Consider the following 25,020-nt stretch of genomic DNA (forward strand, 5'->3'; position numbering starts at 1 on the left):
TCGATTACTCTTTAAGGAGCGTGCTGTTGTCGCGCTCCTGCATCTGCTTCAAAAACTCAAATCCCGCTAATTGGCCGTTCTCATAATCGGCCATGATGTCATCTTTACTGCTCAACAACCCTTTAGTCATCAGTCCATTTTGGGGCGAAATCTCATGAATAATCACCCCTTCTGGTGGTGTTCTCATAAATTCTTTCACTGCCTCATGATTGGCGTAGTGATTGACCAGCATATCCATCTTCTGTGAGCTCGGTTTCGAGAAGTTGAGCTTATCTTTCTGCTCACTAAGCATTTGTGTCAGCTTTTCAGTATCTGGCAACCATTCTGGCGAGATGCGATCAAAGAGATCTTGCTTTCGGCTCTCCTGCCAAAGCGAGAGTTTATCGAGAAATTGATTACGAAAGTCCACCAAGGTATCACGGTGCCCATGCAAACCGTATTTTTGAATCAGTGGTTCGAGCCCTGTGTCTAGCTCATGCTTGAAGCGCTCTATCGATAAGTCGAACTTGTCTTCTTTATCCTGCTCAAGGATGGGTGCTGTGGTGATAACCACAATCTCGTTCGCCCCCCGGCGATAGGCTTCTTGCACGGGTATGGATGCTGTGACCCCACCGTCAACCCAAGTGGCCCCATCAAACTCAATATCATGAAAATAGAGCATCGGAATGGCACATGTGGCGCGTAATACATCAAACCAGTTGTCGGCGAAGATCGGGTAATAGTAGTCCTTCATCTCTTCTACATGGGTAATACACGCGAGTGCCTGACGGTTTCGGCCAAGTCTTGATTTACCCTTTTCAATATCTAGCGGAAACTCTCCAGTTTCGACAAACTGAAACGCCCAATCTAAATCCATAGGTTGCTCTTTGCGCAAAAACTTATTGAAGTCAAAAAAGCGGTCTTGCGTCGAATAGTTGAGGATAAAGTCCAAACCTAACCCGGGTTGGCCTGCGACATAAGCGGCAACATTTAACGCGCCTGCTGATGTTCCTAAATAAAGAGAAAACGGGTCAAACTCCTGCTTTTTGAAATAGTCTAAGACCCCGGCAGCAAAAGCCCCCTTTTGCCCACCACCTTGAACAACTAATGCAAAACGACTGTCCACTTACGCTCCTTTTATTACCCTGTTTGTCTATGATTCTACGAAGCACGAAACAAGTTTCACTCAACTATTTTTGAATGGTCATTTACTAAACACAATAGAGTGTGTATGAGTGCATAACCCATTGCCATAATGCTCAATTTATCACGATTTATAAATTTTAGGTCATTCTTGATTGATTAATTCTTATCTCAAAACAAACATGTATCAATAAAACTAATATCCACATAAAATCAGTGGTTTATTGAAAGAATGAGCACACTAGTTGTTTCTAAAACCCTCTAAAACACCGCCATTTTCAGCGATTTCACAGCAATTCTTCGTTTAAACCTCGGAAATAGATGAAAATAAATTCGGATTAGACGAAAAAAGAGATTCCAATCACATTTATATTGGTTATAATCCGCGCTCGTTTGCGCCATCTGTTGATAAACGCAAACAAAATTTGAGTAATGACCCCTTTGACTTTTAACCCGCCGCTCATTTCATGAGCAGCACAGACGAGATAAACGATGAGCAAGTTTGATAAAGCGACTCGCATCCTTCTAGCAGGATTCAGTATCAACCTTTGTCTTGGCATTCTTTATGCCTGGAGTGTATTTAATAAAGCCCTAGTGACTGACTTTGGTTGGGACGCGGCTGACGCTTCTTCACCTTACGCGGTAGCCACTGTTGTTTTCTCAATTTCTCTACTTGTCGCGGGTATTCTGCAAGACCGTATGGGTCCTCGTAAGATTCTTATTCTAGGTACGACTCTAACGGGTCTAGGCATGATTGCTTCTGGCTTTGTTGATTCAGTACTTGGTCTTAACATCACGTTCGGTGTGATCTCTGGTATGGGTATCGGCTTCGGTTACGCGTGTCTATCACCATCTGCAATGAAGTGGTTCCACCCAAGCAAGAAAGGTCTAGTAAATGGTCTTATCGCTGCGGGCTTTGGTCTAGCTGCTATTTACCTTGCACCACTAACGTCATGGTTGATCTCTACAATGGGTATCAACACTGCATTCCTAATTCTTGGTGTAGGCGTTCTTGTTGTTGCAGTACCTCTAGCGTGTACTATCAATAACCCACCAGCGGGTTACACGCCAGAAGAGCCTAAAGTAAAAGAAGGTCAAGCACCTAAAGCGGTTAAACGCGCTGAAGACCTAACTTGGACAGCAATGCTGAAAACGCCTCAGTTCTACTCTCTATGGGTAATGTACGCGTTCGCGGCTTCTGTTGGTCTAATGATCATCGGTAACATCACGAACATCGCAAGTGTTCAAGCAAATCTGCCAAACGCGGTTTACTTAGCGTCTATCCTTGCAGTATTTAACTCAGGTGGTCGTGTTGCAGCTGGTATCCTGTCTGACAAAATCGGTTGTATGCGTACGCTACTTCTTGCTTTCGCTCTACAGGGCGTAAACATGGTGCTATTCGCGACGTTTACCTCTGAGTTCACTCTGATTATCGGTACAGCTATCGCTGCGGTAGGTTACGGTACGCTTCTAGCGGTATTCCCATCTATCTCTTCTGAGTACTACGGCCTAAAGAACTACGGCACAAACTACGGCATCCTATACACAGCATGGGGTATCGGTGGTGCAATCGGCGCAGCTATCGTAGGTTACTCTATGGCTCAAGGTGGCGGTAGCTACACTCTATCATACACAATCTCAGCAGCTATGATGGGTGTGTGTGTGGTACTAGCACTGATCACCAAGCCAATTTCAGAGCAAAAAATGACTCAACTAAAAGCAGCGACTGCTAGCGCTTAGTCATTGGATTCTTGATGAGAAAGGCTTAACCTTAGGGTTAGGCCTTTTTTGTATCTGCTGATTATGACTGACCCTGTTGAACTCGCCCCTGATTACTATCTTCATAACTTTTTCAAGCTCACTCAACATGCGACAGAGTTCTATCCTGACTTTCTAACGCCAGACGAACACCACTGGATTGAACAATTCCATACCCTCAACCATGATGCTCAATGCCTACTCGTAAGACTGCTTTCTCGTAAAGGCCAATGGTTTCGCAGCGACAAACTCAACTACACAGAAATCAGCGACTTATCCGCCGCAATCCACGCCCTCGCTCTGCAACGCTTTATTTCTGTTTCCAGCACGCTTACTGAGCCAGAGGTAGTATCTGCTCTACTAACAAAGCCTGAATTGTGCATAGCATTTCCTGAATTAAAGCGCTCCCTTTCTAAATCAGAGTTACTGGCTCAACTGCCCAATACCTTTGCCATCTCATTTGATAAGATCGAGTTTATCGAACTTCAAGACGCAGCACTTATCCATACTTTGCTTGCGCTGTTTTTCGCAAACACAAGGCAAGACCTTAGCCAGTTCGTGCTAGATGATCTCGGCGTCCATCAGTTTGAACAATGCGCTTTACGACCAGAGTCCCGTTATTTTCAACAACGTGCCGAGTTAGAAGCCTTGCTTGTGATAAGCCAACTCAAAGAGCAGTTCTACTCTCTCGAAGATAAGTCTAAAGAACAGCTAATTGCGATACTGGAAGCGATCCCTCACTCAAGCCATCCAAGTATCCAACGAAAAGGCGAAGCACTCATCAATACCATAGCGCGGGACCTAGAACGGTTAGGTGCCTATCAAGACGCTTTAACGTGGTTTGCCAAAAGCTCGCTGCCACCGGCACGAGAAAGACAAGCACGCATCTTTGATAAGCTTGATGATATAGAGCGTATGGCCTCAATTGTAACTTCAATCCTTGATACTCCCTACAATGTCGAAGAGCAGGAGATAGGTGAAAAGTTACAAGCAAGACTACTTCGCAAGCAGAAAATCAAAGTCCCAAGAGCCACTAAGCCCACAGTAGAAGAAGACAGATTATGCTTAGACCTGACGACACAGCGTGTCGAACTAGCGGCTAAAAGCTATTATGAATCCCAAGGCTGGCAAGTATTCTACAGTGAGAACCTGTTATTGAACGGCTTGTTTGGTTTAGCTTTTTGGGATGTTGTCTTTGCTGACATCGACAAAGCGTTTGTTAACCGCTACCAACACAGGCCTCTCGATCTCTATCACGCCGACTTCGCTCAAAAACGCACCACGCAAATAGAAGAAGTGTTGACCCAAATACGCTCTGGCAACCACGACTTTATTGTGACTACCTTCGAGCAAAAACAAGGCATCGCAAACCCTTTCGTACACTGGAAATGGCTATCACCTGAACTGATCGAGCAAGCGCTAAAGCATATTCCAAGCCACACACTTGCAGAGTTGTTCAAGGTGTTTCTATCAGATATCAAACTCTTTCGCACTGGGATGCCAGATTTGATTTTGTTTAATGAGCAAGGCTATCGATGGGTGGAGGTCAAAGGCCCTGGGGATAAACTGCAAGATAACCAATGGCGCTGGATCAAAGAGTTTCAGCGCCTTGAGGTGCCTGTTAGGGTATGTTGGGTTGAGGGGGGCTGATGGTTTATTAGTCTGTGACAACAAATCAAACATCAGGCTTCAAACACGGACACCCATCAGGCAACACCAAGTTAATCGACCCTGGTTGAATCTCAAACCTAACTTTCTGACTATGGTAGGGCTCACCATCAAGGTTAATCGGTAGAATCTGCGGGAAGTCTACTTCAATCCACTGGGTTTGGCCGTGAATGACATATTCGCCGTCAGCATCAAAACGTTTAAGCTCCTCAACAACTTGAGGAATGGCTAACGGAGGGAAGTGCTTGATTAGTGAAATATCCATTAATCCATCGTTGATATAGGCATTTGGGGCGAGCGGCTGACCACCACCAGCAAAGCGCCCGTTACAGAATGCACCGACGAGAACATCGCCACTCCAACTGCCGCGTTCGGAGTAGAGCGTGCCATTGTATGGCTGAAATTGTAAGGCTTTAAGCAGGCCCGTGAGTGTATAAGCACCGCCACCCAAAAAGTTCTTTAACTCGACTGGGGTTTCAGCAGTAACTTGCGCACCGAAACCCGCTGACGCCACATTCATCACATAGCGGTCGTTTGCTTTAATGCTATCGACCCAATATGACTCGCCCGTCAGTGCCAACACCAACGCTGAGTCAATATCAATCGGGACTTCACACGCTGTCGCAAAATCGTTGGCGGTACCCATCGGCAATACAGCAAGCTCAGGGCGTTGCTCCTTCGGGAATTGACATAGTGCTGTCACCGCCTCATTCACACTACCGTCACCACCTGCGACAGCAATACGAGTCACGCCTTCATTAATCGCTTCGGTGACAAGGCGAAGCATATCAGCTGATTCCCATGTGACACGTACTTCGATATCAACACCCTGCTCTCGCGCAGAGAAAATCGCATTTCTTAGTTCAGGCTGGCCTGCTTTCTTACCATTGAGAATCGCTCTTAACTTATTCATATCCTTACTCCAAATTCCTTCATGGTATTTTGGCTTCCCTTAACAAAGAAGTTCGCTAACCATTTGCCAGTGCATTTTTCTGATCGTTATTGAATTGCTTAACTATAATCGAAGGGAAAATGGGAAACACGCTTTCCTTGAAGCAGTAACCACAATTTGTTCGATTCAGGAGGCTATGATGAAATTACGGGAAAGAATCGAAATGCTTGAGCAGGAGATCTACATTGCCAGCTCTGAAGGGGACTACGACACGATCAACATGCTTGAGCAGCAGTTGGAATCATTGAAGTCAAAAGCCGACCACCCTTTTGATGATGATCCGTATGCGCCAGAGGGACAATACTTTATGGACGATTGGTATGGCAGTTAACAGTCTGCAAAAACGATAAAGAGCGCTCAACATCGATTGTAGCGCTCTTTTTTATTACAAAAGTTAATGACTAAATCTTTGACTTACCTTGCACATAGCTGCGGCTGGTATCAATCAACGCAACATCATTAAAGAAGCTACGCCCTAGCAGAACAGGGAAATCCATGTGAGTACGGTCTGTCAGGGTAAATTCCGTTTGCTCTTTCAAGTCACCGATTTGAATCCAACCAGAAACTACTGCGCGGCGTTGGGTCTCTTCTTTTTCACTTGATTGTTTAATCTTCACCCAACGCTGAACTGGCGCTTCTAGTTCACCTGTCTTTACACCCTCATGCTGAATCTTAAACTTAACCCAGTCTTTACCATCACGCTCAAAAGGAACGACGTCGACTGCGCTAATTGAGGAAGTGGTTGCCCCTGTATCAATACGCGCCTTCACATGCTGCTTAAGGCCAGGGAAGAACACCCACTCTTTATCACCTAAGATCAACTTACCGTCTTCCGTTTTGACAGGTAGCGGTTTTGGTTCAGGCTTTGGCTCTGGTTTCACTTCCGGCTCTACCGGTTCAATCGGTTGCTCGACTTCTGGCTCAATCGGCAACTCAACATCGGGTTGCTCAATCGGCTGTTCAATTTCTGGCTCTGGTGTATCTGGCTCTATTGGTGGCGGCGGCGTTGTAGTACAAGCCACTAGGCCACCAGTTAGAAGTAGAGTCATTAAAAGTTGACGCGATTTATTCATTCAATCCCTCATGAATCAGTCTTGTTGTGCAACGTCAAAGATAGCTTTTGCCACGTAAGGAACATGCTTTTCAGTAAGTCCTGCGATGTTAATACGGCCATCTCCCACACCGTAAATTGCATACTCTTCGCGCAGTCTAGCCATCTGCTCTTGAGTAAAGCCTAGCACAGTAAACATCCCCTTGTGCTGCTTAATGAAGTCAAACTGTGAAGTTTGGAAGTCATTTCTAAGTGTCTGGCAAAGCTGAGTTCTTAGTGAGACTAAGCGTTGTTGCATCTGAGAAAGCTCTTGCTTCCAGGTGTGCGTCAGAGCCTCACTTTGAAGGATCGTTTTAACCAATGCCGCACCATGATCTGGCGGCATAGTGTAAGTAGAGCGAGCAAGTGTTAGTAACTTCCCTTTTGCGTTCGCCACTTCTTTTTGGTTTTGTCCTACCACAATCGCAGCGCCTGTGCGCTCACGATAAAGGCCGAAGTTCTTCGAGCACGATGTCGTGATCAACATCTCTTCAACGTTGTCAGCCATGTAGCGTAGCCCTTGGGCATCTTGCTCTAAGCCATCACCGAAACCTTGGTAAGCAATATCAACAAACGGCGTAAAACCATTTTTTTGGGACAGTGCAGTGATCGCCTGCCAAGTAGCAAAGTCGATATCTGCCCCCGTTGGGTTATGGCAGCAACCATGCAGCAATACAACGTCATCTTTACCTGCTGTGGCAAGGTCTGCCATCATGGCATCAAGATCCACCTGCTTGGTTTCTGGGCTAAAGTAGCGGTAGTACTTCACTTTAAGGCCAGCCGCTTCCATCACTGGCTTGTGGTTTACATAGCTAGGATTAGACAACCAAATCGTCGTATTTGGCTGTGCCACCGCCATCAAATCACCCAGCATACGCAGTGCACCACTAGCACCGGGGGTTTGAATCGCAGCAACGCGATCCATCGCTGACGTGCCGCTAAGCAGCAAATCAATCATCGACTGATTGAACTCTTCACAGCCTGCTAAGCCCACATAGGCTTTGGTTGTTTGTGTTTCTGCAACAATTTTTTGCGCTTGTACAATCGCTTCCATAATCGGCGTTTCGCCTTGGCTGTTTTTGTACACGCCGATACCAAGATCGACTTTATCTGCGCGAGCATCGTTTCGGTAAGCCACCGAAAGAGAGAGAATAGGATCCAACGTTGGTGTTGGTAATTGGGAAAACATGAAAGTCACAACCCTTTGAAATTCAAGTAACAGGCTTCAAGTTAGCATTGAACGATAACCAACTGCAACATGAATGTAATGGGGAGAACAATTTGTGGCGATAATACCGCCAGCGTTGCGCTAGCGGCAGAAATTAAGAGAGTGATGACTAACAAAAAGTTTGAATATAAAGTGCTTCGACTTTGTCTCTTGCCCATTGTGTGCGGCGCAAAAACTTCAACGACGACTTGATTGACGGGTCGTTATAAAAGCAGTTGATATTGATTTCATCATACAGCTCATCCCAGCCATAATGCTCAACTAAGCGCGTTAAGATCTTTTCCAAACTAAGACCATGCAAAGGGTTATTGGGTTGTTCTGAGCTCATAGCGCAGTGTCCTTGGAATTGTATTTAGTGTGAGCAGTGTTTACCGCTCTTGTCGTGGCAGAGAGCTTAACAGATTATTCTGGCTGACACACAATATCTCTATCTCATACCGCCCTTTCAATCGCCGCTACAAATATGTGTGGCCTACCTTTATACTCTCGACATCGAAACCGCATATCGGACACTACTATGATTACCCTGCACACTAATTTTGGTGACATTCAAATTGAACTTAACATGGAAAAAGCGCCAGTCAGCTCGAAAAACTTCATAAAGTATTGTGAAGATGGCTTTTACAACGGCACGATTTTCCACCGTGTGATTAAAGACTTTATGATTCAAGGCGGCGGTTTAACTGAGTTGATGGACGAGAAGCCGACGCGTGCGCCGATTGCAAATGAAGCGAATCGCGGTTTAAAGAATACTATCGGTACTATTGCTATGGCACGTACTGACGCACCTCATTCGGCGACTGCGCAATTCTTCATTAATTTGCAAGACAACGATTTTCTCGACCACACTGCAACCACAAACTTAGGTTGGGGCTATGCGGTATTCGGTAAGGTTTCTGCAGGTATGGATGTGGTGAATTGCATTGCTGAAGTCCACACGCTTTCTCGCATGGGTCACGATGATGTGCCTGCGGAGACGATTATGATTGACCGTGTCACTGTAGAGGAATGATGAGCTCTATTTTGCTCACAAAGGCTTCGTCATGCTGAGCTTGGCTCAGTATCTAGTTGAAGGAATCGTTTGACGTATCACGCGTGGTGATTAGACCCTGAAACCAGTTCAGGGTGACAAAGCTTCGCTTGATTTTCTACTAAGAAAAATTGTGTTGCCGCAAACTAAAAAAACGCCAGTTGTATCAAGCAACTGGCGTTTTCATTTTCAACTTACTATCGATTATCTGACGATATTACTCATCATCAAGTGGAACCAGCTTCGTGCTGCCACCGTGGATCTTCTCACGCTTGCGCTGAACAATCGCGTAGAAGCCAGGGATCAAACAGGTACCTGCTATAAGAACACAAAGTAGACCACCAACTAGGGAAATACCTAGTGAGTTTTGGCTCACATGACCCGCACCTGCGGCGAAAATCAGTGGGAAGATACCCAAGATAAACGACCAAGATGTCATGTTTACCGCACGGAAACGTAGCTTACCACCTTGTACTGCTGCTTCATCGAGATCCACTTCCTTCTCTTCACGCTCTTGCTTGGCAAATTCCACAATCAAGATTGCGTTCTTCGCCGCCAGCGCTATGAGTAGAACCAGACCTATCTGCGCGTACAAGTTCAACGGTGTGCCTGTCAGATTCAGTGCCAAGAAGGAGCCGAGTGTTGCCACCGGCACGACCAAGATGATCGCGAGTGGAATTGACCAACTCTCGTACTGTGCCACCATGAACAGGTAGATGAAGATCAGGGCTAGAGCAAACGCGTAAATGGCTTGGTTACCGGCAAGAACTTCTTGGTATGCCATACCGGTCCATTCGTGTTGATAGCCTTGCGGCAGAATATCTGCAGCTACACGCTCCATCGCAGCAATCGCATCACCACTTGAGTAGCCCGGCGCGGCTTGACCTTGGATGACGGCACTGCGGTACATGTTGTAACGCCATGCCACATCCGGTTCAAACACTTGCTCGTAGCTCACTAAAGTACTTAGAGGGATCATTTCACCCGCCGATGAGCGCACGTGGAACAGCTCAAGATCTTCCATGCTGCTACGGTGCTGACTATCTGCCTGCATTGTCACGCGGAAGTTCTTACCAAACATAGTAAAGTCATTCACATACATTGAGCCTAGGTTGCCCTGTAGCGTCTGGAAAATCGACGATAGCGGGATGCCAAGCTGCTGCGCTTTCTCGCGGTCAATATCGACATAGTAGTGAGGTACGTTTGCACGGAACGTACTGAACGTAAAGGCAATCTCTGGCTGTTTGTTCGCTTCTGCCATTACGTCAGCCATCACCATTGCTAGGTCAGTACGGCTTCGGCCTAATGTATCTTCCAATACAAATTCAAAACCTGACGCAGCACCCATACCCGGAACCGCTGGCGGCCCCATTGCAAACACGATAGCTTGTGGCAATTCTTGCGCCGCAACACCGTTAATACGCGCTGCAATCGCATCTGAAGAATGATCGCCATCCAGTGCGTTACGCATATCCCAGTCATGCAGTTTTATAAACAGTGAAGCACCGTTCGATGCCGCTGCACCTGTCATAAACGCATAACCGTTCGCAACAGTAACACCATCAATACCCGGCTCATTGTTCACGATATCCATTAGCTTTTCAGATACTTCTTCTGTACGAGACAGAGACGCTGAATCTGGAAGCTGTACGTTCACCAACAAGATACCTTTGTCTTCTTGTGGTACGAACGCAGAAGACGTCGTCTTAGCGAAGAAGGTTACTGCTGCTACCGCAACAATAAAGAACGTAACCAGTAGCAATGATTTCTTCACTAGGAAGCCTGCAATTTGACCATAGCGAGTGGTAACACGCTCAAGACCACGGTTAAAGGCTTTGAACCAGTTTGCAGTGTTATCGCCACCTTGCTTCAACACTAATGAACACAGTGCTGGAGAAAGCGTTAATGCATTAATCGACGAGATCACTACCGAGATACAGATCGTCAAAGCAAACTGACGGTACATGATACCTGTGATACCTGGAAGCATCGCAACCGGTAGGAATACCGCAAGCAGTACTAACGTTGAGGTAATGATCGGGCCCGTTACTTCTTTCATCGCAAGTAGCGTCGCTTTACGCGGTGTTAGCGTTGGATCTTTCGCCATCGTGGTATCAACGTTCTCGATAACCAAGATCGCGTCATCTACTACGATACCAATCGCAAGGATCAAACCGAACAGAGTTACGGTGTTAATCGTAAAGCCCGTTGCCTGCATAATCGCAAACGTACCAATCAATGATACTGGGATAGCGACAACAGGAATCAAAGTAGCACGCGCACTACCTAAGAACAGGTAGGTTACTGCGATTACAAGCAAGATCGCTTCAATCAGCGTTTTCACAACGCCTTTGATCGATTCAGCAACGAAGATCGTTGTGTCGTAACTGGTTTCGTACTCCATGCCTTCAGGGAAGTTGCTGCTCATGTTGTCGAGCATGCTCATGACAGCTTGACCACTTTCTAGCGCGTTCGCATCCGACTGAAGTGACAGCGCTACGATTGAAGCATCTTGACCACGGAACTTACCGTTACCGTCATAGAACTTTTTACCTAGCTCTACGCGCGCAACATCTTTCAAGTAAACCGTTGAACCATCGGCGTTAGCACGCAAGATAACGTTTTCAAATTCAGAAACGCTCTCTAGGCGGCCTTTGGTCACTAGGTTGAACTGAACTTCTTGTGGGTTCGCGTAAGGCGCGGCACCTATACGGCCCGCTGCAACCTGAACGTTTTGCTCTGCAAGTGCGCCATAAACGTCTGTCGTCGTCAGCTTGAGGTTAGCCATTTTCTCTGGGTCTAACCAAACGCGCATTGCGTACTCACCACCACCAATTACGTTAACTTCACTGATGCCTTTAACACGTGCAAGTTGGTCTTTCACGTTCAGGTTAATGTAGTTAATCAAGAATTGGTCATCGTAACGACCATCCGGTGAATAGAAGTTCAATACCATCAACAAGTCAGGAGAACGTTTCTTAACCGTTACACCAACCTGACGCACTTCTTGAGGGAGCTTCGATTCGATCTGTGAAACACGGTTCTGTACGTTAACCTGAGCCATGTCAGGATCTGTACCGACATCAAAGGTGACATTGAGGCTGTAAGAGCCATCATTCGCACTCTTTGAGGACATGTAGATCATGTTCTCAACACCATTGACCGAGGTTTCTATCGGGTCGGCAATGGCTTGTTCAACAACCTCAGCACTCGCCCCCGTATAGTAAGCGGTGACACTGACCGAAGGTGGACTGATTTTTGGGTATTCTGCTACCGGCAGGATCATCAATGAGATCGCACCCGCTAGCGTTAGAATAATAGAGATAACCAAAGCGAACTTTGGCCTCTGAATAAAGAAGCGACTTAGCATACTAGAGCTCCTTATTCAGCTTGCGCTTCTTGCAGACGTACTGGTACGCCATTACGAATGCGCTGCAATCCTTGAGTGATAACCTTATCCGTTGGCTCAATACCCGCCTTGATGATCACGCCTTCTTCAACCTGAGTACCCAGCTCTACGTTACGACGCTCTGCGATATCGCCTTCAGCCAACACCATCACGAAGTTGCCTTCCAAGTCAGTTTGAACTGCACGACGTGGCACAACTGTCACGTCCGCCGTTTCGCGATCAAGCAGACGAACTTTAATATGCTGACCTGGCAGCAGTTGCTGCTCTGGGTTTGGAACAACCGCACGCATCGCAATCGTACCAGTTTGAATGTTGATTCGGTTGCCAAGGAAGTCTAGCTCACCAAAGTGCTCAAATGTCTCACCGTTCTCTAGCTCAACACGTACCTGAACCGCTTCCGCTTCAGCACTACCATCACCTTTGACTTTATCAATACCAAGATTTAGGCGCTCACGCTCACTCACACTGAATGCAGCGTGAACCGGGTCTAGGCTGACTAGCGTGGTTAACACACCCGCAGAAGGAGAAACCAGATCACCTTTACTCGCTTTGCTGTCAGCGATACGACCATCAAACGGTGCACGGATCTCCGTGTAAGAGAGATTCACTTCAGCAAGGTTTAGCTGTGCAAGGCTTGCTGCTAGTTGCGCTTCAGCACCGAGTTGAGCAGCCGTTAGTGCATCAAATTCAGACTGAGAAATACTGCCACGAGGAAGTAGACCTTTACCTCGTTCAAAGTCGAGTTGCGCTTTTTTTAGCGCCGCTTCTGCTTGTGCGACAGCCGCTTTCGCATTGGCAACTTGAGCCTCAAAAGAGGATGGTTCAATCGTGTAGAGTAAGTCACCTTTCTTAACCATTTGCCCTTCTTGGAAGTGACGGTCTTGTAAGTAACCTGTTACCTGAGCAGTAACTTCAGTATCTTCGACAGCTTCGACACGACCAATGTAAGACTTACTTGGTTGAAATTCGATCGTTTCTACATTTTGCGCTGAAACGAGCGGGAGAGCCTGAGCCTGTTGGCCTCCACCTTGCTGATCACAGCCCGCAAGAGCGATAGCTGCCGCAAGCAAAGCGATTTTGCTTTTAGTTTGCATATATGTCCGATAGTACTTGTTGTAGTTGAATTATTATTGGTGCAACCACTGGTTTACACGCTCAAAAAGACTGCTGAGCGGTTTTATAGTTATGAGTCACATAATTATCTTAAATGATTCACCGTGCAAACATAATCTGTTGCAAGGTGTAACTAAAGATAGCGAAACATTTGTCTAGTGAATACCAGGAAAGTTCCAAATTATTTAACTAACTGAACCAAATCAACAAATATCAAACACACTACGACCGATGAGGCGCATCCCACGCCATTAATTAGCGATATAAAACCTCGCTAATCACGCCGCATTGCTGCGACTTTTTTGTCTATATTTAGGGTGTGTTATAGGAATCGCCGATAACAACTTTTGTGTATATTCATGTTGCGGTGCTCGATAGATGTCCATCGCAGGGCCATACTCAACAATGGTTCCTGCATTCATCACTGCAACATGATCGGACACGTGCCGCACCACAGACAGATCATGAGAAATAAAGATAATGGCGAGATTCATCTCTTGCTGTAGTGTCAAAAGAAGATTCAAGATCTGAGCTTGAACAGAAACATCTAAAGCCGACACCGACTCATCACAAACAAGCAATTTTGGTTTTAGTGCTATCGCCCTTGCTATACCAATACGTTGTCGCTGTCCTCCCGAAAACTCGTGAGGGTAGCGTCCTACTGAATCAGTGGACAAGCCCACTTTGGTCAGCAGTTCAATTACCCACTGCTTTCGTTGTGTCGTATTTCCAAGTCCATGAATAATGAAAGGCTCTTCTAGGATTGTGCCTATAGTATGTCTAGGGTTAAGGGACTCTAAAGGGTCCTGAAACACAATCTGCATCTCTTTACGCAGTGGACGCATCTGTTTAACGGTTAGCTGGGTAATATCTCTCCCCTGAAAGTGAATTTTTCCCTCTGTAGGCTCAAGCAATTTCAATATGGTTCGGCCTAATGTGCTTTTGCCACAGCCTGACTCCCCCACCAAACCTAACGTTTCCCCTTGCCTTACACTCAAAGAAACGCCATCTACCGCTTTAATTGTATATCCACTGCGGAACAGCCCTTTACCTGACACAAAGTGCTGCTTGATACCTTCTACTCTGAGCAACTCGTCTACGCGCTTTGTCATGTTCGCTCCTATATAAAGGCAATATCAGTCATAGGTTTAATCTCTATCATCTGCTTGGTCGGTTTATCTAAACTCGGCATCAGACTCAGCAGTCGCTTGGTATAAGCGTGCTTAGGGTGATCAAACAATTCAAAAACGTCAGCTTGCTCAACGATTTTCCCGCCGTACATCACTGCAACATCATCACAAATTTCGGCAACGACGCCGAGATCATGAGTAATAAATATCATCGCCATGCCTGTTTCCTGCTGAAGTTCATTCATCAGTTGTAAAATTGACGACTGCACCGTCACGTCTAGAGCTGTCGTCGGCTCGTCACAGATCAAAACGTCAGGACGGCAAGCTAAAGCCATCGCAATCATGATCCTCTGACGCATTCCACCTGATAGATTATGGGGATACTCGTCCATTCGCTTCTCTGGGAGAGGAATTTTTACCTTGTTCAGCATCTCTATACAGGCTGCATAACGTTGCTTGGGCTTCATTTCAGGCCGATGAAGTATCAACACTTCACAAAGCTGTTGACCAATAGACTGAACGGGATTCAGAGCCGTCATTGGGTCTTGAAAGATAATGGAAATCCTATCACCACGCATCTGACACATCTCACTGGCTGACAACGCAACAAGATCTTTTCCTCGATACAATATCTCGCCGTCTGTCACTGCGCCATAAGGCTTAGGCAATAGGCCCATAATGGACATTGCAGTCACACTCTTGCCACTTCCCGACTCTCCTACCAGACCTAAAGTTCGACCGGCTTTGACCCCAAAGTTCACTCCGTGAAGCACCTCGGTCGACCCCTCATCAGAATCAAACTTAACCTTGAGGTTGTGTACCTGCAATATCACATCTTTTGACATCGTTTTCCCTAGAGTTTGTAGCTATCGTCTATCATTGTGACTGTCTCAAAAGCGTCACCACTTTTCATCGCTTTCTTAGTTTGCTTTTTGATATCGGTATCAATCCAAAAGTTCGCTATATCGGTGACCGAAAAAATCGAAGAAGTCTGTTTAGTCATGGCATTCGTTGGGTATTTAATCCAACGCCAATGAGCTTCACGGGTATAAGGCACCATATAACCCGGCACGATTAAATGCTCTTCAGACACTTTTTTCTGAATCTGGTGCGAAAGTGCCTGCTTCGCTTCAACATCAAACTCTGCAACATACTGTTCAATCAGCTCGTCCATCTCTTTATTGCTGTAGAAAGTATGGTTGTTGGTTTGGGGCTTGGCGTTGTCTGAGTGCAGATACTCCCAATACGCCGGGATCTCTCCTCCTCCCATATGAAGAAAGGCAAGTTCATGCTTTTTTTCTAAGATGTACTTAAAAGCGGATGAGCCATCGACTAAGTTCAAATTAAATTCCAGACCAGCTAACTTAGCTTGCTCCTTCAAATACGCCACCCTTGGCGTGTGCGGTGGATAACCATAGGTAATATCAAAACTTAGTCGTTCCCCTTTTTCGTTCAAACGAATACCGTCGGGGCCCACTTGCGAAAACCCTGCCTGCTCGAAATAAGCAATCGCCTTTTGTGGGTCAAAATTCGGAGCTTGATTATCTGGACGGTCGTAACCGCCATGACCAAATCCCATCGCATGAGGCATACGCAAATAGTCACCTCGTAACACCTTCTCTAACATACCGTCATAGTCGGATGCATGGATAATCCCAGCTCGGACATTCTTATCTTGTAATAGTTGACGTGCGGTGTTCATCCATAACCCACCCGCTCCCTGAACCGTTTGATTGAAACCCCAGAACTTATGAATATAACCTTGCTGATAAGGCTTCGTTGACGACTTCTCATGCCACAAACTTGGCAAGACTAGGCCGTACACATCTAAATCACCCTTTTCAAAGTGCTTTCTAGCGATGTCTGAATCTCGTATTACCGTTAAACGTACCCTCTCAACGTTATAGCGGTTTTTATAGTAAGGATTGCTGTAGCCCCACCATTCTGGCCCCACATGTTTGAACGTAACACTTTTCCCTTTTTTCACCTCTGACATGTAGTAGGCCCAAGTTGTGGGTTCCGCTTTGAAATTAAAACGACGTACAAAGTTGTCATCCATTCCATCATGATTATCGTCTTTTTTGGGGGCTGCATAAAAGTGCTCGGGACGAGGCTGCACACCATTACTCGGTAAGTTTATTTGAATCATCAACTCATCGTTGGTCATCTTGGTGCCTGATTTAATCGCTATTGTGAAGTCGTCAAACTTTTTGACCTCGACAATCTTATTGGTGAAAAAGTCGTTGTACCACGGGTCAACGATATCTTTTGAGCGGTTATACGTCAGCATAAACAGGTAGTCATCTGCCGTTACCTTTTCACCATCGGACCATCTTGCTTTGGGATCCAATTGGAAATACACCGTCTGGTTATCATCAGCAAAAGCCCACGCTTTAGCCAACTGGGGAATCCACTTCCTAGTATTGGGGTGACGAGCGGCAAGCTTTGGTGTGCCATCCATAAAATAGTGCCTTAAACCGGAGTTCGCATCCGGTCCAACACTGCGCAAAGTTTGCGGGAAACTTGCCATGTGAGATCGTAATGTTCCACCAAACTTTGCCTCTTCAGAGGCGAACAATGGCTCATTTAGGTGGCTTTGCCAATTTAGGTTAGCCGGAATGCTTTGTGCATTCACCATGCCAGACGCCATTAACAGGCTGCTGGCAATAAAATAATGACGCTTGTACATATCTATATCCCTATAGCGGTTTCTTATGTCGTCGACCATGTAGCGCAACTGTTCAACTTACATGTATCGAGTGAATTTTCTTGGATCAAAAGCGGCCCTAATGGCTTCACCAATAAAGGTCACCATCACAAGTACGGACACAATCGCCACAACCACAGATGTCACTATCCAAGGCGAGTCGAGATTAGACTTTCCTTGCTGTAGTAGCTCCCCCCAACTCGGTGTCGGAGGCATCAATCCAAGCCCCAAGTAATCTAAAGCAGTTAATGCCGTAATATTTGCGGCAATAGTGAACGGTGCCAAGGTGACGATCATCACCATGGTATTTGGCAATATATGATGGAATATGATCCGCGCAGTGCTTGCACCGAGTGCTCGAGCCGCCATCACATATTCTCGAGCTGACTCTTTATACGTCATTGTGCGCATGTACCATGTCATCCCCATCCAACCAAAGAGAACGTTGATGCCAACGAACAACATAAACGTGGGTTGTATAATCGAGACTAGAATCATAATCACGTAAAGAAACGGCACCATCGACCACACCTCAATAAGCCGCTGAACAAACAAATCAAACTTGCCTCCAAAAAATCCCATCGCACAACCAACTGCAGTCCCTATCGCATAGGAAGCGAGCATGGTCAGTAAGGCGAATCCCATCGCAGTTCTAAAGCCATAAACCAAACGCGCTAATATATCTCTCCCGATAACGTCCGTACCTAGTAAGTGGCGCTGCTCCAAATCTGGGGCATTAGGAGGGTAATTCCCTGAGAAGTCTTGCTCATAAGGGTTCCACGGGATCAGTGGCATAATCACATAGTTGCCCGTTTGTTCATTGTGGAACTGCGATTGAAGTCGACGATAATCCGCCTCACTTTGCGTACTTTGACCAAATTGAGTCCCCAAATAAACATCACTCATCACGGGGAAATAATAGTCACCTTGATACTTCACAACCAAGGCTTTGCTGTTGATAAATAACTCTGCAAATAGAGATAGAACAAGCAATAAACTAAGCAAAATAAATGACCAATAACCGCGTTTTATTCGCTTAAAGCTATTAATTTTCTTGAGTGTTAGTGGGCTAATGTTAAACATCGATTATTCTCCAAACTTTACTCTAGGGTCCACTAATGCGACGCACATATCAGACACAATATTCCCGACAAGCAAAAGTAAGGCATTGATGGCGACAATACCCATAACAACCGGGTAATCCCGTTCCATTATCGATTCGTACCCGAGTAGCCCAATACCATCAATATTGAAAATAACCTCAATTAAGAATGCACCCGTCATAAAAAACAAAAGAGAGTTACCAAAATGACTCGCGATAGGGATCAAACTATTCCTCAATGCGTGTTTTCTCACTGCTGTTTTAAACGGTAGACCTTTAGCAATCGCAGTTCTTATATAGTCAGAAGAAAGATTTTCCATCAGGTTATTTTTCATCGTCATTGTTAGTGTGGCAAAATCACCAATCAAATAGCAAATCAATGGCAAAATTGCATGCCACATAATATCGGCAACCCTCTCAGAAACAGTGTCATAGTCGTCAAAATCATCACTATAAAAACCTCCCATGGGAGTCCATTCAAGATGATAGCTAAAAAGTGTTATCAGCAGGACACCGACAACATATCCTGGCAGTGCATAACCGATGAATATGGCGATAGATGAACCAGAATCAAACACTGAACCATGTTTAATTGCTTTGAAATAACCAAGAGGGATTGAGATAAAATAACTAATAAAAAACGTCATTCCACCGTAAAATAGAGAGACAGGTAGCCGCTCTGCTATCATGTCTCCTACTGGTTCGTAATAACGAGTCGACTCACCAAGATCAAGTGATACTAGCTTTACAATCCAATCAAAGTAGGCCTCATGCACCGGCTTATCTAAACCATAAAAGGCATTCAGCTCCATCATCTGTTCTTCGGATAATGCAGAATTACCACCCGCAATGGAGAGAGAAGCGCCTCCATCCCCCTGGCTTTGCATTTTAGATAACATTCTTTCTACCGGGCCTCCAGGTACAAAGCGTGTAATCGCAAAGATCAATAGGGTTATTCCTAAAAATGTTGGTATCACCAACGCCAATCTACGTAGAAAGTAAGACAGCATATTTCAACGGCTCCATGTTTAATCTGCTGCTTATTTTAGTCAGGCTTTCCTGCCCTCCTATCAATAACCTTATAAAAGATACTGAATATAACAACAACTCTAAATCCATCTATATTTTCAGCCCACAACTCTGTCAGCCGCAATATTTAATTAATCTAATTTAAACTCTATTGCAACTCTTTCGAACCAATCTAGCATTCTTGAAATAAAGTACAAAAAACTACTATTTTTCAAATTTCAAAATAGAACTCATTCAACTAGAGTAAAAACTCTCACCACTTTTCGCCTGAAAATTTATTTTATTAGCATAATTAGTCTATCTCACATTCGTGAACTAGAGTACTGAAATACTGCTATTACGTGCATTCAAACCCGTAAAAGTGTCATGATGATCACCACATAGATTACGCATAATTAGATATCACTAGTTTAACCTGTCATTTTCAGTGAATAATTCTGCCATTCTCAAAAATCCAGAAAAATTGCTCAGAACCTACGCTTACGAAACTTACAAAAATAAAGTATTTAATAATTCCATTTTGTAAGGATACCTCATGATGTTGTATTACCTTTAACCGTAACAGGCAGTATAAAACGCCATCTTTTAATTAAATTCTGTTTTTTTATACGCTTTGCAATTAAAAGGGATTCAGTGGAGCGAAATTTGACATTTTTTTGAACGATCGTGTTTAGTGAAACAGCTTGTACACATTTTTTTAACAAGCAGATGCAGTTATCAATGACAAACAACCGGTAGAGAACTGGACGAATGGAGTACATGGATGTTAAGGAAAAACAGCTGTTTATCAGTAGCAGTGAGTATCGCATTAGGCACATTGACGTTCACCGCAGCCCCTCTTGCATTAGCAGAAGAAAGCGGACAAGAAGTCGAAAAGCTACAAAAAATGAAAGTGACGGGTTCACGTATTTCTCGAGTCGAGATGGAAGGCGCTGAACCTGTACAAGTATTATCGTCTGAGTATATCGAAAACACTGGCTTAATCGCCTTGGGTGACATACTCAACCAACTCCCAGGAGTGGGTGGCGATGTTCAAAGCACATCAGTTAACAACGGCAGTAATGGTGCAGCAACCGTCAACTTAAGAGGCTTAGGCGCTGAGCGTACTTTGGTTCTGGTCAACGGCCGTAGAATGGTTAATGGAGGAACCGGTGCTGACGCGTCGGTGGATCTCAACATGATCCCAACTGCGATGGTTGAGCGCATTGAAGTATTGAAAAACGGTGCCTCATCCGTTTATGGCTCTGACGCTGTAGGCGGTGTGGTCAACATCATCACAAAACAGGACTTCGAAGGGTTTGAAGTCAACCTAAAACAGGGCATGACCTCAGAAAGTGACGGCGAAGTTACTGACATTAGCATCCTAGCGGGTGCGTCGAATGATCGAGGCAATGTCACCTTCTCCGCTGGTTTTACCAAAGAGAATGAAATCATGGCTGGAGATCGTGGTTTCGCCAATACGGATTTACAACATGATGGCTATGGTGGCCAATACGTCAGCGGTAGTTCAGCGCCTCCGTGGGGTTACTACGACGGAAAAACCTTTGGCCCAGAGGGCAGTGACACACTGCGTGACTTTGAGTCTCCAGGTGATCTCTATAACTATGCGCCTGACAACTACCTAAAGAGACCCGCAGAAAGAATGTACCTATCTGCACAGGGTAACTATTTAGTTGGTGAAAATGACTATCTTGGTCCTGTTACAGCAAGTTTTGAAGCACTCTATTCCAACTCACAATCAGATTACCTACTAGCAGCTGAACCCATTTTTGGAGCTTTTCAAGGCTACTCTCCTATCTCGGCCGACGCGAGCTTTAATACCACTGGTGAAGAAATCACAGATTGGCGCAGACGTATGGTCGAAACCGGCGGGCGAAACCGCTCATTTGAGTCAGATACCGCTCGACTGGTGTTTGCTCTCGATGGTGAATTCCAAAATGGGTGGCTTTGGGATGCCAGCTACAATTTTGGCAAGACCAAAACCGTTCAACTTGAAGACAACGTCTTCATGAAAGATAGAGTCAGCAACGCCATCAGCGGATGTAAAGACGCTAGCGGCAATGCCATTGATGGCTGTTCTGAAATGGATCTATTTGGCACTGTGAGTCAATCTGCTCTGGATTACACCACATTTACACGCCAAGATACGGGGGTTAACCAGCAGCAAGTCATCAACCTTAATGTGGCCGGAGATATCTATGAACACGATATGGGTACCATTGCCTTCGCGTTAGGTTACCAAAACCGCGATGAAAAGGGCTCAAATCAACCTGACGCACTCGTTGTTGCTGGCAATGCGAGTGGTAATGCAGAATCTGCGACTGATGGTGGTTATGATGTCAACTCAGTGTATGGTGAGTTGTTGATTCCTATTCTCTCAGACCTCGCCTATGCGCAATATCTCGAAGCACGAGTGTCAGCACGATACGATGACTACTCAACCTTTGGTGGTGCAAACACTATGGGTTATAGCTTCTTGTATCAACCAATCGATGATCTCATGTTGCGCGGTACCTACAACGAAGTGTTCCGTGCGCCTTCAATTGCCGATCTTTATGGTGGCGCGCAGGAAAGTGCCGATGTACTGACTGACCCATCTGGCCAAGATACCAGTGGTCGAACCCAGTTCCCAGTATTCTATGGCTCTAATGAAGAACTTCAGCCAGAAGAAGGTCATACTGCTTCCCTTGGTTTTGTGCTTTCCCCTTCGTTTGCAGAAGGCTTCTCAGCAACCGTCGATTACTGGCAAGTTGAGCTTGAGCAGTTGATTGATGCCGTTGATCCTCAGTTGATGCTTAATCAATGTTATGAAACGGGCGAGTATTGCGACAAGATCACGCGTGATGGCAGCGGTAACATCGTGGGTATCGATGCTAGAACCACCAACCTCGGAAAACTCGAAACCAGTGGTCTTGACTTTAACCTACGTTACCTGCATGACTTCGATGACCTTCGATTCACGGCAAACTGGGATAATACCTACACCTTTAACTATGAGGTCACTCAAGCCGATGGCAGCGTTGATGACTACGCGGGTAAATTCATTAGTGACCAAATCGGTCTTTACAGCCAATATCGCTCAACGCTTAATTTGGGGTTAAGCCAAGATAAATGGCGCACTAACTGGAACACTCGCATGATCTACGGTGTTGACTATGAACTGCCTGGTGCTGAGGACGCTGCTCAATCTACCTATACCTTTAGCGTCCCTACTGTGTTCTACCACGATATCAGCGCAGGTTATGCCTTTGACAACGGGATTACGTTGTCTGGCGGTATCAACAACCTGTTTGATGAAGAGCCTCCTCTCATCCTCAATACCATTTCAGGTAACACTGACACAATGACTTACGACGTTGTGGGACGCTACTTCTACGCCAATTTAAACATGAAGTTCTGATTGTTCAATTGAGTCCTTAGCTTAGAGCATCATGCTTTAAACCATAAAAAGGGCAAGTTTAAACAATTAAAAAGGACAGGCTCGATACACAGTCAACCGTGTGTCGAGCCGACAAATCCCGACTGACATTACACAAGGATGCCACAATGATAATCAAAGGAATGACGCTCTCTGTTTTAACAGCGTCTCTTTTTGCCGTTTCGGCACATAGCTTCGCGGCAAACAGCGGCCAAGTAATTGCAACACAAGCCAAGGCCAACAAAAGCGCGGAAGCGTCACAAAATAAAATCGATGACTACGCAGATAACACCGATGCGATGCTCGGAGAATATAAAGGTCTGCTCCGTCAGATTGAGAGTATGGAAGCATATAACACTCAAATTTCTCGCATGGTTGACTCTCAACAAACTGAGCTGGATTCACTTAATGAACAGATCGCTCAAATAGACCAAACCGCAATGGAAGTTGTACCTCTGACTCTCAAAATGGTCGATGCGCTCGATGAATTTATCACCTTAGATCTTCCATTCCAAATTGAAGAAAGAAACAAACGCGTCGCTGAACTAAAACGATTGATGAACCGCGCAGATGTCACAACATCAGAGAAGTTTCGTAAAGTGATGGAGGCCTACCAAATTGAGGAAGGATTTTCTCGCTCCATAGAGTCTTACAAAGCGAGCCTAGAGCGCGGGGGTGAAGTGGTCACCTATGACTTCTTACGTATCGGACGCACGGCCCTATTGTTTCAATCGCCTGACGGCTTAGAAACCGGAATGTGGAACCAACAAACCCGTGAGTGGGAAACCTTACCTGACAGCTATCGTCAAGCGGTACAACAAGGCATCCGTGTAGCGAAGAAGCAGGCTCCACCAGCACTGATTAAGCTACCTATCTACACAGGAGGAGAGCAGTAATGAAAGGATTCAACACTGTAGCCGTTGTGCTCACAACACTATGTGCTTATGCGCCATTTTCCCACGCTGAGACACCTAAAAACATGAGTGAACTCCTCAGTGAGGTGAAATCACAAAGTATTATCGAATCAAAGGAAAGTAAGGCCCGGGAAGCAGAGTTTCTCTCGGACCGAAACCAGCAAGCGACGTTATTGGAGCAAGCGCGTGTAAAACTCGCCGCTGAGACGGCGCGCGGTGACGCACTAAAAGCCACCTTTGATAGCAATGACCAACTATTGACCGAATTAACAGAAACACTGCGTCAGCGCTCAGGGACATTAGGAGAAATGTTTGGAGTGTTACGTCAGTATGCAGGCGAATTTAAAGGTTTATTCAACGCCTCACAAAACTCGGTGCAATACCCTGAACGCGAAGCACTGTTAACCAAGCTTGCCGAAAGCAAAGCACTACCCTCCACCCAAGAGCTTGAAGCATTTTGGTACACCATCTTGCAACAAGTGGTCGCATCTGGAGAAACCAACACGACGCAAGCGACGGTAGTCTTAGGCGAAGGCACTGAGGTGACATCAGATGTCACTTTGATTGGCGAGTTTAACGCTATTGCTAACGGTAAGTATGTCACTTTCGTCCCGGAAACAGGAAAGTTTGAAGAGTTGTCACGTCAACCTGAAAAAACGATGACTGGTTTACTCAGTGGATTTGAAGCAGCAAGCGGTGACTATCAACCTCTCTTTATCGACCCATCACGTGGGGTGATTTTGTCCTTAATGGTACAAACGCCAACGGTTCAAGAGCGTGTCGATCAAGGGGGAATTGTGGGTTATGTCATTCTTGGTATGGGCGCTATTGGCGCACTCATCGCCCTTTTCTGCTATCTACGACTGTTGGTGATTGGCGAGAAAATGCGTAAACAAGCTAAGTCAGAGCAAGTTCTTAAAGGCAACCCACTTGGTGAGGTGATTGAAGCATACCAAACTCATAACAGCGACAACCTCGAAGATCTTGAGGCGAAGCTCGATGAGATCATTATGCGTAATGGACCACGAATTGAACGCTTTGTTGGTTCAATAAAACTGTTCGCCTCTGTGGCTCCGCTGTTGGGGCTGCTTGGTACAGTCATGGGGATGATCGGTACATTCCAAGCCATTACTCTATTTGGCACGGGCGATCCAAAGCTTATGGCGGGTGGTATTTCCGAGGCACTGGTAACCACAATGCTTGGTCTCGTGGTGGCTATTCCACTGCTGTTCCTTTACACCATTGTACACAGTAAAGGTCGCCGTCTAGTGCAGATGCTAGAGGAGCAAAGTGCTGGCTTTATTGCTCGCTATCAAGAGAAGCTCCATACGGTGCAAAGCTAAGGAGTGC

Annotated in this window: 19 protein-coding genes; 7 read left to right on the forward strand and 12 right to left on the reverse strand. The window is 45.6% G+C overall.

What is annotated here, in order from left to right:
• Positions 1-4: 4 nt before the first annotated feature.
• Positions 5-1,105: a patatin-like phospholipase family protein gene (locus QWZ05_RS05075; protein WP_264876739.1), complete on the reverse strand. Its 1,101-nt coding sequence runs from the start codon at positions 1,103-1,105 to the stop codon at positions 5-7.
• A 509-nt stretch (positions 1,106-1,614) separates the two neighbouring features.
• Here QWZ05_RS05075 and QWZ05_RS05080 point away from each other — a divergent pair.
• On the forward strand, positions 1,615-2,862 hold the full coding sequence (locus tag QWZ05_RS05080) for an L-lactate MFS transporter (protein WP_264876740.1): 1,248 nt from the start codon (positions 1,615-1,617) through the stop codon (positions 2,860-2,862).
• A gap of 63 nt (positions 2,863-2,925) precedes the next feature.
• Positions 2,926-4,530: a VRR-NUC domain-containing protein gene (locus tag QWZ05_RS05085; protein WP_290296957.1), complete on the forward strand. Its 1,605-nt coding sequence runs from the start codon at positions 2,926-2,928 to the stop codon at positions 4,528-4,530.
• Positions 4,531-4,555: 25 nt separating this feature from the next.
• Here the strand turns inward: QWZ05_RS05085 and yegS are convergent, their stop codons facing one another.
• Positions 4,556-5,461: a lipid kinase YegS gene (gene yegS, locus QWZ05_RS05090; RefSeq protein ID WP_290296958.1), complete on the reverse strand. Its 906-nt coding sequence runs from the start codon at positions 5,459-5,461 to the stop codon at positions 4,556-4,558.
• 178 nt (positions 5,462-5,639) lie between these two features.
• Between yegS and QWZ05_RS05095 the strand changes: the two genes are divergently transcribed.
• On the forward strand, positions 5,640-5,831 hold the full coding sequence (locus QWZ05_RS05095) for a hypothetical protein (RefSeq protein WP_264876743.1): 192 nt from the start codon (positions 5,640-5,642) through the stop codon (positions 5,829-5,831).
• A gap of 70 nt (positions 5,832-5,901) precedes the next feature.
• Here the strand turns inward: QWZ05_RS05095 and QWZ05_RS05100 are convergent, their stop codons facing one another.
• From QWZ05_RS05100 to QWZ05_RS05110, 3 genes are all read right to left on the reverse strand, one after another.
• Positions 5,902-6,573, reverse strand: coding sequence for an ATP-dependent zinc protease family protein (locus QWZ05_RS05100; RefSeq protein WP_264876744.1), 672 nt, complete (start codon positions 6,571-6,573; stop codon positions 5,902-5,904).
• 15 nt (positions 6,574-6,588) lie between these two features.
• A complete protein-coding gene (locus QWZ05_RS05105; RefSeq protein ID WP_290296960.1) occupies positions 6,589-7,779 on the reverse strand; it encodes an amino acid aminotransferase in 1,191 nt (396 codons plus the stop codon).
• A gap of 148 nt (positions 7,780-7,927) precedes the next feature.
• Positions 7,928-8,146, reverse strand: a complete 219-nt coding sequence (locus QWZ05_RS05110) for a VF530 family protein (protein WP_264876746.1) — start codon at positions 8,144-8,146, stop codon at positions 7,928-7,930.
• A 189-nt stretch (positions 8,147-8,335) separates the two neighbouring features.
• On the opposite strand from QWZ05_RS05110, the gene QWZ05_RS05115 reads away from it, so the two are divergent.
• A complete protein-coding gene (locus QWZ05_RS05115) occupies positions 8,336-8,830 on the forward strand; it encodes a peptidylprolyl isomerase (RefSeq protein WP_290296963.1) in 495 nt (164 codons plus the stop codon).
• Positions 8,831-9,065: 235 nt separating this feature from the next.
• Here the strand turns inward: QWZ05_RS05115 and QWZ05_RS05120 are convergent, their stop codons facing one another.
• From QWZ05_RS05120 to QWZ05_RS05150, 7 genes are all read right to left on the reverse strand, one after another.
• The gene (locus QWZ05_RS05120) at positions 9,066-12,218 is read right to left on the reverse strand and encodes an efflux RND transporter permease subunit (protein ID WP_264876748.1); all 3,153 of its coding nucleotides are present in this window, start codon (positions 12,216-12,218) and stop codon (positions 9,066-9,068) included.
• 11 nt (positions 12,219-12,229) lie between these two features.
• Positions 12,230-13,351 (reverse strand): efflux RND transporter periplasmic adaptor subunit, encoded by a 1,122-nt coding sequence (locus QWZ05_RS05125; protein WP_264876749.1) that lies wholly within the window; start codon positions 13,349-13,351, stop codon positions 12,230-12,232.
• 297 nt (positions 13,352-13,648) lie between these two features.
• Positions 13,649-14,482, reverse strand: a complete 834-nt coding sequence (locus QWZ05_RS05130; RefSeq protein ID WP_264876750.1) for an ABC transporter ATP-binding protein — start codon at positions 14,480-14,482, stop codon at positions 13,649-13,651.
• Positions 14,483-14,490: 8 nt separating this feature from the next.
• Complete coding sequence (locus tag QWZ05_RS05135; RefSeq protein WP_264876751.1) at positions 14,491-15,345, reverse strand: ABC transporter ATP-binding protein; 855 nt, start codon at positions 15,343-15,345, stop codon at positions 14,491-14,493.
• A gap of 8 nt (positions 15,346-15,353) precedes the next feature.
• Positions 15,354-17,189 carry an extracellular solute-binding protein gene (locus QWZ05_RS05140; RefSeq protein WP_290296988.1) on the reverse strand — a complete coding sequence of 612 codons (1,836 nt, stop codon included), beginning with the start codon at positions 17,187-17,189 and terminating at the stop codon, positions 15,354-15,356.
• Between the two features lie 57 nt (positions 17,190-17,246).
• On the reverse strand, positions 17,247-18,290 hold the full coding sequence (locus QWZ05_RS05145) for an ABC transporter permease (protein ID WP_290296990.1): 1,044 nt from the start codon (positions 18,288-18,290) through the stop codon (positions 17,247-17,249).
• Between the two features lie 3 nt (positions 18,291-18,293).
• Complete coding sequence (locus QWZ05_RS05150; protein ID WP_264876754.1) at positions 18,294-19,319, reverse strand: ABC transporter permease; 1,026 nt, start codon at positions 19,317-19,319, stop codon at positions 18,294-18,296.
• A gap of 782 nt (positions 19,320-20,101) precedes the next feature.
• On the opposite strand from QWZ05_RS05150, the gene QWZ05_RS05155 reads away from it, so the two are divergent.
• From QWZ05_RS05155 to QWZ05_RS05165, 3 genes are all read left to right on the forward strand, one after another.
• Positions 20,102-22,738, forward strand: a complete 2,637-nt coding sequence (locus QWZ05_RS05155; RefSeq protein ID WP_264876755.1) for a TonB-dependent receptor — start codon at positions 20,102-20,104, stop codon at positions 22,736-22,738.
• Positions 22,739-22,899: 161 nt separating this feature from the next.
• Complete coding sequence (locus tag QWZ05_RS05160; RefSeq protein WP_390216085.1) at positions 22,900-23,652, forward strand: DUF3450 domain-containing protein; 753 nt, start codon at positions 22,900-22,902, stop codon at positions 23,650-23,652.
• Entirely contained in the window at positions 23,652-25,013 is a 1,362-nt protein-coding gene (locus QWZ05_RS05165) for a MotA/TolQ/ExbB proton channel family protein (RefSeq protein WP_290296995.1), read from the forward strand. Before QWZ05_RS05160 ends, QWZ05_RS05165 begins: the two co-directional genes overlap by 1 nt.
• The last annotated feature ends 7 nt before the right edge of the window (positions 25,014-25,020 follow it).

The sequence above is a fragment of the Vibrio agarivorans genome, from assembly GCF_030409635.1.
Taxonomy (GTDB): domain Bacteria; phylum Pseudomonadota; class Gammaproteobacteria; order Enterobacterales; family Vibrionaceae; genus Vibrio; species Vibrio agarivorans.

Excerpts from the sequence above, each read along its gene's own strand:
- QWZ05_RS05145 (WP_290296990.1), bottom strand. The coding sequence starts at position 18,290 with ATGTTTAACATTAGCCCACTAACACTCAAGAAAATTAATAGCTTTAAG.
- QWZ05_RS05150 (WP_264876754.1), bottom strand. The coding sequence starts at position 19,319 with ATGCTGTCTTACTTTCTACGTAGATTGGCGTTGGTGATACCAACATTT.
- QWZ05_RS05115 (WP_290296963.1), top strand. The coding sequence starts at position 8,336 with ATGATTACCCTGCACACTAATTTTGGTGACATTCAAATTGAACTTAAC.
- QWZ05_RS05085 (WP_290296957.1), top strand. The coding sequence starts at position 2,926 with ATGACTGACCCTGTTGAACTCGCCCCTGATTACTATCTTCATAACTTT.
- QWZ05_RS05160 (WP_390216085.1), top strand. The coding sequence starts at position 22,900 with ATGACGCTCTCTGTTTTAACAGCGTCTCTTTTTGCCGTTTCGGCACAT.
- QWZ05_RS05100 (WP_264876744.1), bottom strand. The coding sequence starts at position 6,573 with ATGAATAAATCGCGTCAACTTTTAATGACTCTACTTCTAACTGGTGGC.
- QWZ05_RS05155 (WP_264876755.1), top strand. The coding sequence starts at position 20,102 with ATGTTAAGGAAAAACAGCTGTTTATCAGTAGCAGTGAGTATCGCATTA.
- QWZ05_RS05125 (WP_264876749.1), bottom strand. The coding sequence starts at position 13,351 with ATGCAAACTAAAAGCAAAATCGCTTTGCTTGCGGCAGCTATCGCTCTT.
- yegS (WP_290296958.1), bottom strand. The coding sequence starts at position 5,461 with ATGAATAAGTTAAGAGCGATTCTCAATGGTAAGAAAGCAGGCCAGCCT.
- QWZ05_RS05105 (WP_290296960.1), bottom strand. The coding sequence starts at position 7,779 with ATGTTTTCCCAATTACCAACACCAACGTTGGATCCTATTCTCTCTCTT.
- QWZ05_RS05110 (WP_264876746.1), bottom strand. The coding sequence starts at position 8,146 with ATGAGCTCAGAACAACCCAATAACCCTTTGCATGGTCTTAGTTTGGAA.
- QWZ05_RS05080 (WP_264876740.1), top strand. The coding sequence starts at position 1,615 with ATGAGCAAGTTTGATAAAGCGACTCGCATCCTTCTAGCAGGATTCAGT.
- QWZ05_RS05120 (WP_264876748.1), bottom strand. The coding sequence starts at position 12,218 with ATGCTAAGTCGCTTCTTTATTCAGAGGCCAAAGTTCGCTTTGGTTATC.
- QWZ05_RS05135 (WP_264876751.1), bottom strand. The coding sequence starts at position 15,345 with ATGTCAAAAGATGTGATATTGCAGGTACACAACCTCAAGGTTAAGTTT.
- QWZ05_RS05140 (WP_290296988.1), bottom strand. The coding sequence starts at position 17,189 with ATGTACAAGCGTCATTATTTTATTGCCAGCAGCCTGTTAATGGCGTCT.
- QWZ05_RS05130 (WP_264876750.1), bottom strand. The coding sequence starts at position 14,482 with ATGACAAAGCGCGTAGACGAGTTGCTCAGAGTAGAAGGTATCAAGCAG.
- QWZ05_RS05165 (WP_290296995.1), top strand. The coding sequence starts at position 23,652 with ATGAAAGGATTCAACACTGTAGCCGTTGTGCTCACAACACTATGTGCT.
- QWZ05_RS05095 (WP_264876743.1), top strand. The coding sequence starts at position 5,640 with ATGAAATTACGGGAAAGAATCGAAATGCTTGAGCAGGAGATCTACATT.